Consider the following 13,616-nt stretch of genomic DNA (forward strand, 5'->3'; position numbering starts at 1 on the left):
GTGCTACTGACCGTGACTGCAAATGCCACAACCGAGTTCCCGGACTCCTCCGACATCGGGTATTTGTTGCACAAGCACCCCGATCGCGTGCAGAGCAGGAACCTGCCCATGGGCACCACCACCGTGCTGTATCCGGAAGTCTCGGTCGAGCGCACCACCGTTGCAGTCCTGTTGAACGATGGCGCAGCGTCCGGGCTCGCGGTGGCACTGTCGCGACTGTTCAAGCAGACGCTGGCCGGCGTGTGTACCGGAAGGCCTGAATTGGTTTCTGCTGCAATCGATCTGATGATCTCGATGCCTGCCGCGCCGTCTCGTGGTGCGACCGACCTGGCGTCACGGATGTTCGGTCCCCTCGGTTGGAAAGTGGACGCGACGCCCATCCCGCTCGATCCGACTCAGCCGCACTGGGGTAACTCCGAGTACGTCGATCTGGTCTTGACCGGAACATTCACGCTGTCGGCTGCACTGCGGCACCTGTACGTCCTTCTTCCGGTCCTCGACGACGGGAAGCATTACTGGGTGGGCGAGGACGAGGCCGACAAGCTCGTTCGAGCAGCAGGGGATTGGCTGGGGGATCACCCGGAGTCGTCGCTCATCGCCTCCCGCTACCTGGCGCACCGTCGCGAACTGGTGGCCTCGGCGCTCGACCGACTCGTACCCGACGCGCCGCAGGACGACGCAGTACCGCGCGATCCGACGCTCGCCGAGCAGCGGGTGCGTGCAGTGTTGGCGGCACTGACGGGTGCAGGCGCGAAGTCGGTGATCGACCTCGGTTGCGGTGAGGGTCGATTACTGCGAGAGCTGCTCGCGGACAACGGTTTCGATCGCATTCTCGGTGCCGATGTGAGTGATCGTGCACTCGCCAAGGCGCAGCGCAGGCTGCGTCTGGACGACATGTCCGACCGGCAGCGCGCCCGGATCGAACTGGTGCAATCGTCGGCCACGTACCGCGACGTTCGGCTGCACGGATTCGACGCGATGGTGCTCATGGAGGTCATCGAACACGTCGATCTCGATCGGCTGCCCGCATTGGTGCGTTCGGTGTTTCTACAGGCGCGTCCACGAACGGTTCTCGTCACCACACCCAACTCCGAGTACAACGTGCTGTACCCCGGCCTCGAACCGGGAACCTTCCGGCACGTCGATCACCGATTCGAGTTCACCCGAACGCAGTTCGAGCACTGGGGTTCATCGGTGGCCTGTGAACACGCCTACGACGTACGCATCGAGGGAATCGGCCCCGTCGACGACATGTACGGCACCCCGACACAGATGGCCGTCTTCACCCGAGAGGAGCAGACCCGATGAGTACCTTCGACATTCCGGATCGATCCCTCGTCGTACTCGTCGGCATCAGCGGGTCCGGCAAGTCGTCCTTCGCCGCGCAGCACTTCGGTCCGTACGAGACGGTGTCCAGTGATGCCTGCCGGGGCATGGTGAGCAACGACCCCAATCTGCAGAGCGCAACCAAGGACGCATTCGCGCTGCTGGAATTCCTCGTGGCAATGAGGCTCCGGGCCGGTCTGCTCACCGTCGTCGACGCGACGAACGTCCAAGCGGCCGCGCGCAAGGCACTGATATCACTGGCTCGCGAACACGATGTGCTACCGGTCGCCGTCGTGCTCGACGTGCCGGAATCGGTGTGTGCACAGCGCAACGCCGAGCGCACCGACAGGACGTTCGGCCGAGACGTGCTGCGCCGCCAGCAGTCCCAGTTGCAACGCTCGCTTCGGGGCCTGTCCAAGGAAGGCTTTCGCTCGGTTCACGTACTCGACGGTGTCGAAGCGGTGGCGTCGGCGACGTTCGTTCGCACCCCGCTGCGCAGCGATCGACGTGAGCTGACCGGACCGTTCGATGTCATCGGCGACATCCACGGCTGCCTCGCCGAACTCGAAAGCCTGCTCGGCGTGCTGGGTTACACGATCGAGCGAGACGAGGCCGGCCGCGCGGTCGGTGCGACGCCACCGCCCGGTCGGACTGCCGTGTTCGTCGGCGATTACGTCGATCGCGGACCGGACTCGGTGGGAGTCCTGCGACTGGTGATGGGAATGGTCGGTACCGGAGCAGCATTGGCGGTTCCGGGCAACCACGAGAACAAGCTCGTCAAGGCACTCCGCGGCCGGAAGGTGACCACGTCGCACGGTCTCGCCGAGACCCTCGAACAGCTCGACGCCGAGTCGGCAGAGTTTCGCCGGGAGGTGCTCGAGTTCTGCGACGGCCTCGTCGCGCACCTCGTGCTCGACGGCGGCAAGCTCGTCGTCGCGCACGCCGGGTTGATCGAGAAGTACCACAACCGGGCGTCGGGCAGGGTTCGGAGTTTTGCCCTGTACGGCGACACCACCGGCGAGACCGACGAGTTCGGCCTTCCGGTGCGGTACCCGTGGGCGCAGGACTATCGGGGCTCGGCGACGGTGCTCTACGGGCACACCCCGGTTCCGGAAGTGGAGTGGGAGAACAACACTGCGTGTCTCGATACGGGATGCGTCTTCGGCGGGAAGCTCACGGCGCTGCGTTACCCGGAGCGCGAGGTGGTGTCGGTTCCGGCCGAGAAGGTCTGGTACGAGCCTGCCCGCCCGATGGGCGCGTTCACGCGGGATGCAGCATCGCTCGATCTGTCCGACGTGATCGGCCCGACGGGCGTCGAGACGTCGCTGCGTGGGCGGGTGTCGGTTCGGCCGGAGAATGCCGCGGGCGCACTGGAAGTGATGAGTCGGTTCGCCCTCGCTCCGCAGTGGCTGCACTATCTGCCGCCGACGATGGCTCCGAGTGGAACATCCGAGCGCGAGGGCTATCTGGAGTATCCGACGCAGGCATTCGACGCGTATCGCGCGCTCGGTGCGTCGACGGTGATCTGCGAGGAGAAGCACATGGGCTCGCGGGTGGTCGTGGTTGTGTGTCGAGATGCAGACACCGCTCGGGAGAAGTTCGATGCGCCGGAGGGATCGCTCGGCACCGCGTACACGCGGACGGGGCGTCCGGTGTTCGACGAGTCACTGACCGGCGAGCTGATCTCCGGGGTGTCCGACGCGATCGAGAAGGCCGGTGTGTGGGACGAATTGGCCTCGAGCTGGTTGATTCTCGACTGCGAGCTGATGCCGTGGTCTGCCAAAGCGGAGGGCCTGATCAAGACCGAGTACGCCGCTGTCGCTGCGGTGTCTCGGGCGAATCTCGGGGCCGAGGCGGCGGTGCTGGCATCGGCCGGTTCGCGTGGTCTGGATGTGCAGGAGTTGCTGGAACGGAACACCGTTCGGCAGGTCAACCTGGGCGAGTTCACCGACGCGTATCGGCGGTACATCTGGCCGACGGACGGTCTCGACGGGGTTCGGATCGCGCCGTTTCAGGTGCTGGCGTCCAACGTCGAGACGTATGCCGATCGTCCGCACGCCTGGCACCTCGACGTCGCCGACCGATTGGTGGCAGCAGCTCCCGAGGTGTTCGCCGCCACCCGTCGAATCGAGGTCGATCTGTCGTCGCCGGATTCGGTTGCGGCAGCGGAGAAGTGGTGGGAGGAGTTGACGGCGCAGGGCGGCGAGGGCATGGTCGTCAAACCGGAAGCGAACGCTCCGCGCGGAAAGATGCAGCCCGGCATGAAGGTTCGTGGCCGTGAGTATCTGCGGCTGATCTACGGTGCCGACTACACCGACCCGGATCGACTGACTGCCCTGCGCAACCGAAACGTGGGACACAAGCAGTCGATGGCGCTTCGCGAATACGCGCTGGGAATGGAAGCGCTGGATCGCTCGGTGCGCGGTGAGCCGCTGTATTCCGTCCACCAGGCCGTGTTCGCCGTCCTGGCACTGGAATCCGAGCCGGTCGACCCGCGGTTGTAAGTGCCGAGGGCAGTGGTGGGGGGGGGGGGGGGGGGGGGGGGGGGGGGGCCGGCGCCCCGCCCCGCCCGCCCCCCCCCCCCCCGCCCCCCACTGCCGCAGGCACTAGCCCCTCGGCGACGAGAATGGACTGATGCCTGCGCTGATCGGTGCCGCAATTGCTGCAACGACGGCTATGGACGCCCAGAACGTCGGTGAGTACAGCATCAGACCGCCTGCGAGACCACACACGGCGACGACGACGCCGCATCCCACCAGCAGTCCCGACCCGACGGTGACGTGAGCGAGGTGGTCTCGCGTCGGATCACGTCGGGCTCCGAGCCACACCATCGTTCCCGAGGTGACGAAGGCCAGAGGGGCGAAGAAGAAGAGGGAGCTGCCACCGAGCTTCGACGAGACACTGGCGATCAACAGCACTGCCCCGAATGCCACCGGGGCGGCGAGGGGCATCCCGCCGGACCATCGCTCGAACTTGTTTCGGGTGGGAGCTGTCATGGCAATCGTTCCTTTCCTGGGGAGAAGGGCATGTCAGAGTAGGTACTCCGCGAATATTCCGCCGCCGCAGGACAATGCCGCGATCAGGCCGACTCGCCTCAGGACGAACTTGGCAGCCTTGTCCCACGAGTTCACCTGGCTTTCGATCGCCTCCCAAGCACCGACTGCGCCGAAGAAGTCGATTCCGAGGCAGGCACCGACTACTCGCTTGATTTCATCGGTGACTCCATGGGCCTGAGGTCCCGTGGGAGTCGGCTGCCGGTCGAGGACCTTGCCGGTCTCGTCGACGATCGTCACAGTCGCATCATCGCTGATCTGAAAGCCGGCTGTGCCGGCGGGGAGTGGATTGCGGCCCTGTTCTGCCAGCGAAGCATTGAGCGAGGCAACTTCTTCTGCGCTCACGGGGACGAATTCCTCGACGGTGGCGGACACCGCGGGTGGCGCGGGTTGAGCAAGAGCAACAGCGGCTCCGCTCATCGACGTCACGGCGATCATCGAGCCGGCGATCAGGGCGATGGATGCGGTGCGAGTCCGAGCAGAAATGCGGTTCATGATGTCTCCCGTTCGTGAGTAGGGGGGCGATTCGGCGACGTGATGGTGGCTGTCGTTCGGACCGAGCCGGGTGCAGTGCCACAACGGATATGGGGCCACAACGGATATGGGCCGGTTGCGTACTCGATGGGATCGGCCTGGAACGAGAGCGCACGCTCGTCCGGCGATCTGTAGTTGTGCGGACCATCCCGAGAGACACAAGGTAGGTCGCGGGTTACGCCTCGTTGACCGAGTCTTTGCGTAACACACCGAACTTTAAACCCGTCGGTGCCGAAGCGCCAGCGCTGCGCGCGATCAGATGCGGGCCTCGGTCACCGTCACCAGCGCGAGCCGAGGTTCTTCGTCGTCAGGGAGAATCGGCAGAGCGCACGCGGACACCGAGTGGGTGGTGTAGCCGCCGTTTCGGTCTCTGAACCGGACGGTGATGCTCGGTTCGTCTCCTGCGCCGCCGGCCCGGGACACTGATTTCGCGAGTGCGTCGACTGCCCCGTCGTCGTCCGGGTGCACTCGCGGTCGCGGGTCGGTCGGGTCGAGATTCCAGGCGATGGACGGTGGCGGTGGGCCGTGCCAGTACAAGGTCTCCAGGGTGCACAGATCGACTATTGCGGTGTGGCGTCGAGCCATGACCGAGGCACCCGCTACGAGCCCGCTCATCGTCTCCTGGACTCCGGTGGGGGATGGATGGTTCATGACGAACGGACCGCGGTCGATTGCGATGCCGCGCAGGTGACGAGCTTCCCCTTCGACGGTGGTGTGCGCCAGCACGCGAATTCGATGTAGCTCGTCCGTGGTCCAACGCTGGGTGGCGTCGAGATCCACTGTGTCGCCGACTGTGCTGGATACCAGCATCGCGAGGACGTCGGTGGCTCGCAATCCGAAATCCAACGTTGCCATCGCTTCTGCTACCGACAAGTGCGCCACATCGGCATTCAGAGCCGGGGAGTCCTTGGAGTGGGCAGTGCCGCGAGTCAAATTCCAGCGAAAGGCCCAAGCATTCGACGGCGGAAAGTCGCACGTGCCCGGATGTAGTCTGGCCCACACCGCCTGGACCGTACCGTCGTCCCCGAGAATCGGACGGGCCGAGACGTACCTGCCCGGCCCGCATTCGATGTCCACATTCCTGCCCGATTCCGCGCACCGAGCCACCGCATCACGTGCGTGGATCGAGTCGGACGACCTCCTCAGGAACGCTGCCATGGGAACCTTGCTCTTCAGCGTCGTCCCCACCGCCACCACGCATGCCGCCGAATCCGGTTCGAGAAGAATCAACATCCAGTCGCCGTTCCTACGCCCCATCGAGGCGGACTCCCTTCCACTCGAGTCGAGCTCCGCGGATCTTCCCTGCTTCGGGCCGTGTATCGACACCGTACCGGTGAATCCGACAGAAGGGACAGGTGGCCGGGCCTGTCGCAACGCTGCGCGGCCGCGCTACCGCCGCTTGTCGACGTGCAGTTGAATGCGAGTGGCGACGTGTGCACCGGCGAGTGATTCGGCCACGAAGGCGGCACGGGCTTCGGCTCGGGCGGTGAAGGCCACGACATCGAAATCGGCTGCAGCATGGACCGATACGGTGATGGTGGGCATTCCCCGATCGTCGATCGCCGTACCGCGGGCGCGTCGGACACCGGGGAACTCGGCCAGCTCCGCGGCGACGCCCGACGCGATGGCGCTCAGGTCCACGTGCGCCGAGAAGTGGGGCTTCTCGATGACGCTTGCCGTTCCGGTCGTGCGCGGAGAGAAGTTGCCGATCAACAGAAGCAGTGCCGTGACAACGGCGATGCAGCCGACCACGGCCAGGGTCGGCAACCACCAGCCCTGTTCCGGTAGGGCGGCGATTCGCGCACGATCGAAGCGAGAGAGCATCTCTCGTGCCCAGGGGACGTCGTGATGCCAGGCCAGCGCGAAGCTACCTCCCGCGATCAACCCGGCCCCGGTCGCGATGGCGAGGAGTCGGTCGACACCGGCAACGAAGGTCTTCATCACGAGACCCTCGTCGGTGCTGCCACCGACTGCTTCACCGTCAGCCGGCGCTCGCCCGCAGCAACGGACAGCACAGGAGCGAGTGCCTCGCGCACGCCGACGTCGATACGGTCGGCATCGTACGCAGCGTCACGCTCTACCCGAACTTCGATCTTCTTCCGGGTGACGACTGTGTGCGCGTCCACGACTCCGCGGGTCGACTGTGCTGCAGCACTGCACAATCGAGCGATGTCGGTCGGCGTGGCCCACACGGTCGACGCCGACTCGCCCAGGCCGGAATGCGTTCTCGTTCGGGGCTTGGCCCCGATGAACACGACGAACAACCCGACGACGGCGGCTCCGATCGCGGCGGCGATCATCCAACTCTGCCAGTGCAATCGGGAGATCCAGGACACCGCGTCGGCGATCCACGGGCTACCACCGAGGTTGCCGTGTGCGATCAGGAATTCCCGGCCGGCGACAAAGGCCACACCGAGGAGGGCGAACCCGAACAACAGTGCCAACGGCATCGCGGCCGGGCCAGCAGTGGGTGGTCGAGGTGAGATGGGCTGCGATGCTTCGGTATTCGAGGTGGGCGAGGGGCCGGTGTCCAGTGTGGTGTCCGATACCAGGACGTTCACTCGATGCACGTGCAGGCCCGTCATCGTAGCCAACGCGGCCTCGACGGTGGCGTGCACGGATTCGGTCACCTCGGTGATCTGCGACGGCCAGGTCACCCCGATGTAGAGGTTGACGGCAATCGTGTCCTCGCCGAGGGTGACGTCGGCGCGGGGGAGTTCTCGCCCGGTCAGTCGCGACAAGCCGCCGGTGGTGCGCGTGACCCGAGGATCCTTCGATGCCGCCGCGATGGCAGTCCGCGACATGGCCCGATCCTTGATCTCGACGCTGCCACGCATCTCGCGGCCGTCGTCGACCTCGTCGGATCCAGCCTGCGTCATGTTCAGAGAATCCTTTGCGCCCGTCGCGGCTCGCCGTGGTGCGGCACGCGCTCCACAACTGTAGTGACGACCGGTGGCGGATGACGTCACGAGAGTAATTGTTCCTGGCATACTGCGACCGTGTCGGAAATTGTGCGGGTGACCGCGTCGGATATCGCGTCGGCCGAGGAGCTGCTGGAGCCGGTCATGCGCCGGACCCCTGTGGTGGCCTCGCGAATTCTGTCGGACCTGACCGGCCACGAGGTGCGGCTCAAGTGCGAGAACCTGCAGCGCACCGGATCGTTCAAGCCGCGCGGGGCGTACAACCGCATTGCCCGGCTCGACGCCGAGCAGCGCGCCCGCGGTGTCGTCGCGGCCAGCGCGGGCAATCACGCTCAGGGTGTGGCGTGGGCCGCCTCGCAGGTGGGGATCGACTCGACGGTGTTCATGCCGGTAGGCGTGTCGCTACCGAAGCTCGTCGCCACCAAGGCCTACGGCGCGACTGTTCATCTGGTGGGCAACACGGTGGACGAGGCGCTGAAGTCGGCGAGGGAATTCGCCGAACGCACCGGTGCCACTCTCATTCATCCGTTCGACCACCTCGACATCGTCGCGGGGCAGGCGACGTTGGGTACCGAACTGCTGCAGCAGATGCCGGACGTCGGCACCATCGTGATCCCCACCGGCGGCGGTGGACTGTTGGCCGGTGTCGCCGCGGCGGTGAAGCTGACCAAGCCCGGTATCAGGATCGTCGGCGTGCAGGCCGAGGGTGCTGCCGCGTGGCCTGCATCGCTGAAGGCGGGTCATCCGATCGCGTTGACATCGATGTCGACGATGGCCGACGGCATCGCGATCGGCCTGCCCGGATCGGTGCCCTTCGATCACGTGCAGGGATGGGTCGACGACGTGGTGACCGTCAGCGAGGATGCGATGTCGCGGGCGTTGGTGCTGTGCATCGAACGCGCGAAACTGATCGTGGAACCGGCCGGGGCGGCAGCGGTGGCAGCGCTGATGACGCATTCCGCGGACGAGCTCGGATTGACCGGTTCGGTGTGCGCCGTCCTCTCCGGCGGAAACATCGACCCGCTGCTGCTCACCCACGTCATCACTCATGGTCTCCGGGCGGGTGGACGCTATCTCGCTGTGCGCGTGACGATTTCGGACAAGCCGGGCGGACTCACCGGGGTGCTCGGCGTGGTGCGCGACGCCGGTGCCAGCGTTGTCGACGTCGTCCACTCCCGTACGGGCGGACGCCTGGGGCTCGAGGAGGTCGACGTGATGTTGACCGTCGAGACCCGCGGACCGGACCACCGCGGCTCGGTGCTCGATGCTCTCGGTGCGGCCGGATACGCAGTGCACGTGGAGAACTGACCTGCTGGTCGACACAACCGATTCAACGCCGCAGACTTCGACGGATCACCTGGCCGATATACGAACCTGCACTACGCACGTAGAGAAGCGCCGGGGTCCAATGGCTTCGGCGTATTGCTGTGTTCACGGCCCGCTGCAGTTCTGTGTCGGTGACACCGGCATCGTGCATCGCCGCGAGTGAGGTTCTCAGGTAGCCGCGATCGCGGCTTCTCATGTGCATTCGAGCTACAGCGCGCACATCCATGGTTTCGGGGAAAGTCGTGCACCGCGCACCCGCGGCCGCCAGCCCGATCTGGGTGCGAACGCATTTGGCACATCGGCCGCAATTGAATTCCCCGTCGAGGTTCTCCCAGCAGACCCGCAAATGGTTCATCGCGGTCCGGTTCTCGCCGATTCGACGAATTTTGCCCAAACGGTGCAGATCGAGTTCGTGATGCTCGAAGGCGACCGAGCTACTCGACCACAACGGGTCGAGGTCTGGATGAGAGCCCCACGGTGCGAGTTCCTCGCGGCAGTTCGAGGACGGGATGATGACGGTGCTCAGGTGCTGCGACAACGCCAGACCGACGTGCGCCAACGCGGCACCGTGGAAGTCGTATCCCCAATCGAGAGGCAGTCGGTCGGCGAAGGCCGACCTGATCGTGGTCTTCACCTCAATCAACGGCTTTCCCAATTCCGCCGCCGACTCTCGGGCTCCGGCCAAGGCTCTGGCCGCCAAACTCTCGTCGTCGATACCGATATCGAAACCATGCACGAAGACCAGGTGGGTGATGCGGTCGGATTCCATGATTGCCGAGTAGAAGCTGTCGACGCCACCGCTGAAGAAACAACCCACTCCCGTCGCGCCGGTGGCAACGCGGCCGGGTTCCGCCGACATCGATACTTCTCGAAAACGCTTCGGGTACCAGTCCCGGAAGATCTTCTGAGCCTCGGATGCACCTCGAAGTGCGGTCGAATCCACGGGGCCGTCGAAAGCGATATCCCACCCTTTGCGCATCCCGGCGGTCAGGAGCGGCGGAAGCCAGGGGGTGGAGGAATGGTCCAGCGAGTAATTCGACTCGGTTCTCACTCGCACTTCGACGCCTGATGGGGTCGTTATTCGCACGGCGATGGAATCAGCACCGGTGTCGTCGACATGCACCGTCATCGGGCTGATCATCGGGCTGAGTGTGCCACAGCGAAGGTTGTCCGAACCGGAGTATCGGTCGGAAGGAAACTGTTCTGCGTCGAGCACAGTTTGCGCGTTCAGCGTGCCGGGCTCGCTCGGCCCCGACTGGTACCTTGATCAGCGACTTGGACCAGGACATCGGTGGGAGATATTTGCATGGCTCGGCTCGTCGCGATCGTCTCCGCAGTCCTGGGAATCCTGCTGACGATCGCGATACCGCTGTTGCCGATCGAGCAGCAACAGTCCTCCCTGACGTGGCCGCAGTCGGACACTATCGCCAGTGTCGAGGCTCCACTCGTCGGATACACCCCGATCAGCGTCGACGCGACGGTCCCGTGTGCTGCCGCGAATCTGTTGCCCGACGGCGGGCTGTTGCTGTCCACCTCGCCCGAGGGATCGCCCGACGCCTATCGCTACGGTCTCGTCGCCGAGGTCACGGGTGGTGAGGCATCGCAACTGAAGGTGACGTTGCGTGATTCCGTCCTCCTCGAGAAGCCGGTCTCGGAGCTGAGCCCTTCGACTGCGGACGACTGCGAGTTGACGATCACCTCGAACGGCACGGCGACCACCGTCGGTCTGACCGGTGCCGACACCGTGACGCGCGAGGGCGATGTTCGGCCGCAGCTGGTCGGAGTGTTCAGCGATCTTCGCGGCACCGTCGACGGCCTGACACTGACCGCGCAGCTCGACAGTCGATTCTCGTCGACCCCGAGTGCGGTGAAGTGGTTCGCGATGATCGTCGGCGTACTCGCCACGGGCATCTCGCTGGTGGCGCTGCACCGCCTCGACCTGTCCGACGGCCGACGTGCCCGACGGTTCCTGCCGCGTCGCTGGTGGACGTTCGGTGCTGCCGATGCGGTGGTGATCGGGACGTTGCTGGTGTGGCACCTGATCGGCGCGAACACCTCCGACGACGGTTATCAGCTGGGCATGGCGCGTACGGCCGATCACGCCGGGTACATGGCCAACTACTTCCGTTACTTCGGTGTGCCCGAGACACCGTTCGGTACGCCGCTGTACGACATGTTCGGAATCATGTCGCACGTCTCGACGGCCAGTGTCTGGATGCGCCTGCCGACGCTGATCTGCGCGGTCGTGGCGTGGCTCGTCATCAGTCGCGAGGTGATTCCGCGGTTCGGTGCTGCTGCTCGCGCCTCGAAGACTGCCCTGTGGACCGGCGGGCTGGTGCTGCTCGCGTTCTGGCTGCCGTACAACAACGGCCTGCGTCCGGAGCCGTTCGTGGCGCTCGGAGTACTACTGACGTGGTGTTCGGTGGAGCGCTCGATCGCGACCCGCAGGTTGCTGCCCGCGGCCGCGGCGATACTCATCGCGGCGTTGACGGTCACGTGCGGCCCCTCCGGTTTCATCTGCTTCGCACCGCTGATCGCCGGAGCCAGGCCGGTGCTGCAGATCGTCGTCGCTCGGGCCCGGCAGTTCGGTAGCACGGCCTTGGGCGCGGCGACGTTGCTGGCCCCGCTGGTCGCGTCGGGCACGGTGGTTCTGGTCTTCGCATTCGGCAACCAGACCGTGGCAGGCATGCTCGAGATGCAGCGAGTGCACAACGCGGCCGGGCCGAGCCAGGCCTGGTTCGACGAGTACCTGCGCTACCAGTGGCTGATGAACATGGACATCGACGGCTCGCTCGCGCGCCGCTTCGGGGTGTTCGTGATGATCGTCTCGCTGATCGCGGTCGTCGTCGCCATGCTGCGCAAGGGCGGCAAGATCCCCGGTACCGCAACAGGACCGGCGCGGCGGATCGTCGGCATCACCGTCGGGGCTATGGCCTTGATGATGGTCACCCCCACCAAGTGGACCCACCACTTCGGGGTCTTCGCCGGACTCGCCGCATCGGTTGCGGTGCTCGCAGCCGTGGCGACCGGCGCGGCGGTACTGCGATCGCGGCGCAACCGACTGCTGTTCGCCGCGTCGGTCTCGTTCGTGATGGCCGTCGCGTTCACCGGAACCAACGGGTACTGGTACGTCTCGGCCTGGGGAGTTCCGTTCTGGGACAAGCCGATCCTCGTTGCCGGTCTCGGCATCTCGACCATGTTCCTCGGCCTGACCCTGCTGCTGTTGCTCGCAGCCGTCTGGTTCCATCTCCGCGCGCCGTACGTGCGCACCGACAAACCGATGGCGCGATGGTGGTCGGTGCCGCCGATCGCCGTCGGGGCAGCACTGATGGTGCTGGTGGCCGTCGCGTCGATGGCCAAGGGTGCTGTGGCGCAGTGGCCGTCGTACTCGGTCGCAAAATCGAATCTCTCGGCGCTTGCCGGCGACACGTGCGGCCTTGCCGACGACGTGTTGCTCGAGACGAACCCCAATGCCGATGTGCTGCAACCGGTCACCGGGGATGCCTTCGCTGCGCTGGGCGAAGAGAACGACGGGTTCACCCCCGACGGTGTGGCGGGCGACCTCACCGCAGACAAGGAGTCCTCGGCGTCGGGTACCTCGAACACCGTCGACACCGACGAGCAGCAGCAGCCGACGTCGACCACCGGCGCCGGAACCGGCGGTAGCGCATTGCCGTTCGGCCTCGATCCGGCCACCGTGCCGGTGCTCGGTTCGTTCGGATCCGACGCCCCCGCCACGCTGACGACCGGGTGGTACGCACTGCCTGCCGATCCCGGCGATCTGATCTCGATCGCCGCTGCCGGACGCATCCGCTCGGTGGACTCCGACGGCATCGTCACGTACGGGCAGAGCCTCGAACTCGAGTACGGAGTCGACGGACAGGCGCAGGGACGGGTGACCCCCATCGACATCGGCCCGACGCCGTCGTGGCGCAACCTGCGTGTGCCGATGGATCGGATTCCGGCCGGTGCCAACACGATTCGGCTCGTGGTGGCCGACAACGATCGAGATTCCGACCAGTGGTTGGCGATCACCCCGCCGCGGGTTCCGCGTACCCAGACGTTGAACGAGGTCGTCGGCCGTGACGCTCCGGTGATGCTGGACTGGGAGGTCGGCTTCAACTTCCCCTGCCAGCATCCGTTCGATCACCGCCTCGGGGTTGCCGAAGTCCCGCAGTACCGGGTGCTGCCGGACCGCAGCGGTGCCGTCATCACCAACGCGTGGCAGGACCACTTCGGCGGTGGGCCGCTCGGGTGGATCGACATCGTCGCCTCCGCCCGCACCATCCCGTCGTATCTCGACGGCGACTGGGACCGCGACTGGGGGTCGATCGAGCAGTACATCCCGTACGACGAAACGGCGCAGGCGGCGCAGATCACAGCAGAAGAGGTCCAGCGTTCGGGTCTGTGGACGCCCGGCCCGATCAAGACCGGTTAATCTCTACGCGTTCGGAAG

Annotated in this window: 10 protein-coding genes; 4 read left to right on the forward strand and 6 right to left on the reverse strand. The window is 65.7% G+C overall.

Annotation, left to right across the window (positions count from 1 at the left end):
• The first annotated feature begins 12 nt into the window (after positions 1-12).
• Positions 13-1,308: a 3' terminal RNA ribose 2'-O-methyltransferase Hen1 gene (locus R3P95_RS12175; protein WP_300524460.1), complete on the forward strand. Its 1,296-nt coding sequence runs from the start codon at positions 13-15 to the stop codon at positions 1,306-1,308.
• Complete coding sequence (locus tag R3P95_RS12180) at positions 1,305-3,830, forward strand: polynucleotide kinase-phosphatase (RefSeq protein WP_300524463.1); 2,526 nt, start codon at positions 1,305-1,307, stop codon at positions 3,828-3,830. The genes R3P95_RS12175 and R3P95_RS12180 overlap by 4 nt, the downstream gene beginning before the upstream one ends.
• Positions 3,831-3,932: 102 nt before the next feature.
• Here R3P95_RS12180 and R3P95_RS12185 read toward each other — a convergent pair whose 3' ends face one another.
• From R3P95_RS12185 to R3P95_RS12205, 5 genes are all read right to left on the reverse strand, one after another.
• The gene (locus R3P95_RS12185; protein WP_300523289.1) at positions 3,933-4,322 is read right to left on the reverse strand and encodes a hypothetical protein; all 390 of its coding nucleotides are present in this window, start codon (positions 4,320-4,322) and stop codon (positions 3,933-3,935) included.
• A 33-nt stretch (positions 4,323-4,355) separates the two neighbouring features.
• Positions 4,356-4,874, reverse strand: coding sequence for a hypothetical protein (locus R3P95_RS12190; RefSeq protein ID WP_300523286.1), 519 nt, complete (start codon positions 4,872-4,874; stop codon positions 4,356-4,358).
• 294 nt (positions 4,875-5,168) lie between these two features.
• Positions 5,169-6,170 carry a GAF domain-containing protein gene (locus R3P95_RS12195; protein ID WP_300523283.1) on the reverse strand — a complete coding sequence of 334 codons (1,002 nt, stop codon included), beginning with the start codon at positions 6,168-6,170 and terminating at the stop codon, positions 5,169-5,171.
• Positions 6,171-6,302: 132 nt separating this feature from the next.
• Positions 6,303-6,854: an Asp23/Gls24 family envelope stress response protein gene (locus tag R3P95_RS12200; RefSeq protein ID WP_300523281.1), complete on the reverse strand. Its 552-nt coding sequence runs from the start codon at positions 6,852-6,854 to the stop codon at positions 6,303-6,305.
• Positions 6,854-7,792 (reverse strand): DUF6286 domain-containing Asp23/Gls24 family envelope stress response protein, encoded by a 939-nt coding sequence (locus R3P95_RS12205; protein ID WP_300523279.1) that lies wholly within the window; start codon positions 7,790-7,792, stop codon positions 6,854-6,856. The genes R3P95_RS12200 and R3P95_RS12205 overlap by 1 nt, the downstream gene beginning before the upstream one ends.
• Positions 7,793-7,978: 186 nt before the next feature.
• On the opposite strand from R3P95_RS12205, the gene ilvA reads away from it, so the two are divergent.
• A complete protein-coding gene (gene ilvA / locus R3P95_RS12210; RefSeq protein WP_300523292.1) occupies positions 7,979-9,142 on the forward strand; it encodes a threonine ammonia-lyase in 1,164 nt (387 codons plus the stop codon).
• Between the two features lie 22 nt (positions 9,143-9,164).
• Here the strand turns inward: ilvA and R3P95_RS12215 are convergent, their stop codons facing one another.
• Positions 9,165-10,301 (reverse strand): adenine nucleotide alpha hydrolase family protein, encoded by a 1,137-nt coding sequence (locus R3P95_RS12215; RefSeq protein WP_300523276.1) that lies wholly within the window; start codon positions 10,299-10,301, stop codon positions 9,165-9,167.
• Between the two features lie 165 nt (positions 10,302-10,466).
• Between R3P95_RS12215 and R3P95_RS12220 the strand changes: the two genes are divergently transcribed.
• Positions 10,467-13,598 carry an arabinosyltransferase domain-containing protein gene (locus R3P95_RS12220; RefSeq protein ID WP_300523275.1) on the forward strand — a complete coding sequence of 1,044 codons (3,132 nt, stop codon included), beginning with the start codon at positions 10,467-10,469 and terminating at the stop codon, positions 13,596-13,598.
• The last annotated feature ends 18 nt before the right edge of the window (positions 13,599-13,616 follow it).

Origin of the sequence: Rhodococcus cercidiphylli, from assembly GCF_033042225.1 — a bacterium.
Classification (GTDB): domain Bacteria; phylum Actinomycetota; class Actinomycetes; order Mycobacteriales; family Mycobacteriaceae; genus Rhodococcoides.

Excerpts from the sequence above, each read along its gene's own strand:
- R3P95_RS12180 (WP_300524463.1), top strand. The coding sequence starts at position 1,305 with ATGAGTACCTTCGACATTCCGGATCGATCCCTCGTCGTACTCGTCGGC.
- R3P95_RS12185 (WP_300523289.1), bottom strand. The coding sequence starts at position 4,322 with ATGACAGCTCCCACCCGAAACAAGTTCGAGCGATGGTCCGGCGGGATG.
- R3P95_RS12190 (WP_300523286.1), bottom strand. The coding sequence starts at position 4,874 with ATGAACCGCATTTCTGCTCGGACTCGCACCGCATCCATCGCCCTGATC.
- R3P95_RS12195 (WP_300523283.1), bottom strand. The coding sequence starts at position 6,170 with ATGGGGCGTAGGAACGGCGACTGGATGTTGATTCTTCTCGAACCGGAT.
- R3P95_RS12200 (WP_300523281.1), bottom strand. The coding sequence starts at position 6,854 with ATGAAGACCTTCGTTGCCGGTGTCGACCGACTCCTCGCCATCGCGACC.
- R3P95_RS12205 (WP_300523279.1), bottom strand. The coding sequence starts at position 7,792 with ATGACGCAGGCTGGATCCGACGAGGTCGACGACGGCCGCGAGATGCGT.
- ilvA (WP_300523292.1), top strand. The coding sequence starts at position 7,979 with ATGCGCCGGACCCCTGTGGTGGCCTCGCGAATTCTGTCGGACCTGACC.
- R3P95_RS12215 (WP_300523276.1), bottom strand. The coding sequence starts at position 10,301 with ATGATCAGCCCGATGACGGTGCATGTCGACGACACCGGTGCTGATTCC.
- R3P95_RS12220 (WP_300523275.1), top strand. The coding sequence starts at position 10,467 with ATGGCTCGGCTCGTCGCGATCGTCTCCGCAGTCCTGGGAATCCTGCTG.